The sequence below is a fragment of the Nocardia sp. NPDC004604 genome (genome assembly GCF_040609795.1).
GTDB lineage: Bacteria > Actinomycetota > Actinomycetes > Mycobacteriales > Mycobacteriaceae > Nocardia.
In genome coordinates this window covers 1-1,800 of record NZ_JBEXLC010000329.1, presented here as the reverse complement: position 1 = coordinate 1,800, position 1,800 = coordinate 1, and the positions used below count along the sequence as shown (strand labels likewise).

Genomic DNA, 1,800 nt, shown 5'->3' with positions numbered 1-1,800 from the left:
CTGGTCGAGGTCGACGAGGCCGAGATCCGAGGGTGTCAGCCCGCCGACACCGGGTCGGGACGCGTGGGTGGCCAGCGCTGTCACGGCGTCGCGCCACAGTTCGGCGATCTCGGTGACCTCGCCGCTGGTGAGCAGACCGGTCGGGTAGTCCCAGGAGGCGGTCAGGGCGGGGCCGTCGGGGGTGTCGGTGGTGGCGGCGTTGATGGCGAGCACGGCTGCCGCGGCCGCGTCGGGGTTCTGGATGCCGCCGCCGTCGGTGTCGCCGCCGGCGGGCATCCAGCCGATCTCACGCAACTGGGTGGGGATGGTGTCGAAGCGGCCGAGGTAGTTGAAGCTGACCTGCGGGTCGGGTAGTGCGGCCAGGATGGGGGTGGTGTCGGGGTTGAGGTAGCGCAGCAGCCCGTAGCCGATTCCGCGGGCGGGAACCGCGCGCAGTTGTTCCTTGACCGACTTGACGACCGCCCCCGCGGCAGCACCGGCGGCGAACACGTCGTCGATGTCGATACCGGACAGGTCCAGGCGCACCGGGTAGGTGGTGGTGAACCAGCCGACGGTGCGGGTGAGGTCGGCGCCGGGCAGCGGTGTGTCGTGGCGGCCGTGGCTTTCGAGGGTGAGCAGCGCCTCGGTGCTGTCCTCGCCATGGCGGTGACGCCATCGCGCCAGTGCCAGGGCGAGCCCGGCGATCAGGGCGTCGTCGACGTTGCCGCGGAACGCTTGCGGCAGGGTGGTCAGCACCGCGCGGGTGACCGCGGTCGGCAGTGTCACCTCCACGGTGGCGACACTGGCTTGGACGTCCACGGCCGGGTCGAGCGGGCGGGGACCGATCGCCGGATCGGCGGTCTCGAGGGTGGAGCGCCACCAGTCGAGTTCATCGACGCTCTCGGCAGCGGTGTTCAGGCCATACGCCCAACGCCGCATCGAGGTACCCACGGGCGTGAGTTGTGGTGGTTGCCCGGCACTGATCTGGGCCCACGCCGAAGCGAAGTCGGGAACCAGGATCCGCCACGACACCCCATCGACAACCAGATGCTGTACGACAACCATCAGCCGCCCGGGCCGGTCCGCCCAGTCGAACCAGACCAACTGCAGCATGACGCCCGCAGCGGGGTCGAGGCGCTCGGCGGCCGCATTCGCCTCCGCGTCGGCGATGGCCGCGAAGTAGGCGCTGTCCGGCGCAACTGTCACCGGCACGCGCCGGATCAGTGCGGCGGCGCTTACCTCGGTCGGCCGCACCTGCAGCGCCCATCCGGTGGGGTGTGCGGGGTCGGGAAGGAGTTGAGCGCGCAGCATGTCGTGGTGGTCGATCACCGCTTGCACGGTGGTTTCGATTCCGGTCCGGTCGATGCCGTCGGGCAGGGTGAGCATCGTCCATTGGCTGAACCGGTCGAACCCGCCGCGTTCGAACATCCAACACATGATCGGGGTCAAAGGCACCGACCCCACGCCCGCGCCGGGGAGTTCCGCCGGCAGGGCGACCGCCGCGGCACTGTCCTGGACCGCGATCTGGGCCAGCCCGGCGACGGTCTTGCGTTCGAACACCTCCCGCGTGGAGAACACCACCCCGGCCGCTCGGGCCCGGGTGACCAGCTGGATCGACATGATGCTGTCGCCGCCCAGGGCGAAGAACGAGTCGTCGAGACCGACCGTGTCGATACCCAACACCTCGGCGAACAGTCCGGCCAGTGTCTTCTCGACATCGGTGACCGGCGCCCGGAACTCGGCGCGAGCCGAACTGAAGTCCGGAACGGGTAGCGCGGCGCGGTCGAGCTTGCCGCTCTCGGTCACCGGCAGCGTGTCCAG

At 70.3% G+C, this 1,800-nt stretch carries 1 protein-coding gene; it reads right to left on the bottom strand.

Annotation, left to right across the window (positions count from 1 at the left end; translation table 11 throughout):
- On the bottom strand, positions 1-1,800 hold a 1,800-nt coding region (locus tag ABZW16_RS43900; RefSeq protein WP_354962093.1), incomplete at both ends, for a condensation domain-containing protein.